Annotated in this window: 1 protein-coding gene; it reads left to right on the top strand. The window is 44.6% G+C overall.

Features of this window, described 5'->3' with window-relative positions:
- Positions 1-2726 (top strand): non-ribosomal peptide synthetase (locus tag BLU58_RS15850; RefSeq protein ID WP_143123823.1); only part of this gene is annotated, 2726 nt, incomplete at both ends.

The following is a 2726-nucleotide window of genomic DNA, read 5'->3' on the forward strand; positions in this document are numbered from 1 at the left end:
TTACGAGAGAAACTAAAAGAGATGAGTCGTCAAGAAGGTTCGACCCTTTTCATGACCCTGCTTACGGCGTATCAGAGCTTTTTATCTCGTTATACCGGACAGGAAGATATTCTGGTGGGAAGTCCGATTGCCAACCGGAATTACAGAGAGATTGAAGGATTGATTGGTTTCTTTGTAAATACACTGGTATACCGGGCTGATATGACAGGAAATCCGACCTTCCAAGAGCTGTTGTCGCAAGTGCGTGAAAAAGCGTTACGGGCTCATGAGTATCAAGATGTTCCGTTTGAAAAAATCGTAGAAGTTGTGCAGACCGAACGGAGTACGAGTCATTCTCCGATCTTCCAAACGATGTTTACCATGCAAGATACTCCTAGGAAACAACAGGAGCTCGTGGGAAGAAGCCTAGAAATGGTTGAGATTCATACCTCGATCGCGAAATTTGATTTAACCCTATCGATGGCAGATTCGGAAGAAGGATTGTTCCTTGCCTTTGAATATAATACGGATCTATTCGACTCCTCTACGATTGAACGGATGACCGGACACTTTGAAAACTGGTTGCATGAAATCGTACATCATCCAGATGTACCGCTATCAGGGCTAGCCTTGATGTCGAAAGAGGAGCAGAAGCAGTTACTAGAAGAATGGAATGATACGAAAGTAGAGTATCCATGTGAGAATACGATTCACAGTCTGTTTGAAGATCAAGTGAAACGTACACCAGATGCTGTGGCCGTTGTAGATGAGTATCAGCAGTTAACATATAGGGAGCTAAATGAAAAAGCAAACCAGCTGGCTTGTTATCTACAAAAGCAAGGAGTAGGTCCAGAATCTCTAGTAGGCTTATGTGTAGAGAAATCTTCGGAGATGATCGTCGGGGTTTTGGGAATTCTCAAAGCGGGTGGAGCTTATGTTCCGCTAGATCCAAGTTATCCTGAAAATCGTTTGAAATACTTTTTGGAGAACTCGCAAATGAAGGTGCTTTTGACCAAGGAGGCACTGACTGATTGGTTGCCTGACTATATCCAAGCTATTTATTTGGATGAAGATCAAGCGGAAATTTCGAAGGAGAGTTGTTTGACGCCAGTAAGTGGAGTGACAGCGAGGGATCTGGCATATATCATTTACACTTCTGGTTCTACGGGTAATCCGAAAGGTGTTATGGTTGAGCATCGAGCAGTTGTTCGTCTGGTGAAGAATACAAACTATCTCGATTTCAACCAAGGTCATCGGATTTTACAGACTGGATCGATTGTATTTGATGCGTCAACTTTTGAGATATGGGGAGCATTACTAAATGGAGGAGAATTGTATTTGATCGATAAAGATCAACTCCTCACTCCTGAGAAATTAAAGATCGTAATCGATGAACATCAGATCACGACGGTGTTTTTGACCACCCAATTATTCTGCCAACTAGTCGGGCAAGACGAAGAGGTTTTTGCAGGTTTACAAAACTTGCTGGTGGGAGGAGATATGTTACTCCCAGAGCATATGAATAAATTGAGAAGAAAATATACGCATCTAAATATTAACCATGTGTATGGACCAACAGAGAATACAACATTCTCGACTTTCTATCCCGTTACAAAGGAGTATGTAGGGAGCGTTCCGATTGGGAAATCAATCACCAACTCTACCGCCTATGTTGTGAATTCTCATATGCAACTTCAACCGATAGGTGTGACCGGAGAGTTATGTGTAGGCGGGGATGGCTTAGCAAGAGGTTATCTCCATAACCCAGAGATGACAACGGAGAAGTTTATCGATCATCCATTTGTACCGGGCGAGAAGTTGTACCGAACAGGGGACCTCGTTAAGATGCAGGAGGATGGCAATATTGTTTTCATGGGTCGGTTAGATCATCAGGTGAAGATTCGGGGTTATCGGATCGAGCCAGGTGAGATCATACACCAATTGCTTAGCCATGAATCAGTGAGGGATGCTGTGGTCATCGTTCGGGAGGACCAACCAGGTGACAAACGATTGATAGCGTACGTCGTAGGGGACGGGGATGTAATAGATTGGCGAGAGCATCTCAAGGCTCAATTACCGAGCTACATGATCCCATCGCATTTTGTCGAGATGGAAACCTTACCTCTTACTTCTAATGGGAAGATTGATCGCAAAGCCTTACCTATTCCAGAAGAGCAAGCAGGCGGGGGAGAGAATCATCTTTCTCCTGTAGAAGAACTCATTGCGTCTGTTTGGAGTCAGGTATTAGGTGTCTCGAACATCGGAGCTCAAGATTCATTCTTTGAACTGGGTGGACACTCACTGCTTGCAACCCAAGTGGTTTCTCGTCTACAAGAAGCGTTTCAAATCGAACTTCCATTACGTGAACTGTTCGAGCATTCGACAGTGGAGACGTTAGCAAGGCGAATTGGCCAATTACGTCAAGGGGACCAAAAGAGAGAATTACCCCCACTTGTGCCAGTGGAGCGTGGCGAAGCGATCCCACTATCCTACGCACAACAGCGCTTATGGTTTATCGATCGATTCACGCCTAATAGTGCTCTCTATAATATTCCCGCTGTATTGCGCCTTACAGGAGATTGGGCACTCGAATCCCTAGAAAAGGGATGGAATCAGCTTCTAGAACGTCATGAGTCGTTACGGACTGTAATTCAAGAGATAGATGATCAACCCGTACAACAAATCCGTCCTTACAGCCCGGAAACGATTCCAGTGATGAACGTAACGGAGCTTCCGAAGGAAGCACG

The sequence above is a fragment of the Thermoactinomyces sp. DSM 45892 genome, from assembly GCF_900107305.1.
In the GTDB taxonomy this organism is placed as follows: Bacteria; Bacillota; Bacilli; order Thermoactinomycetales; family Thermoactinomycetaceae; genus Baia.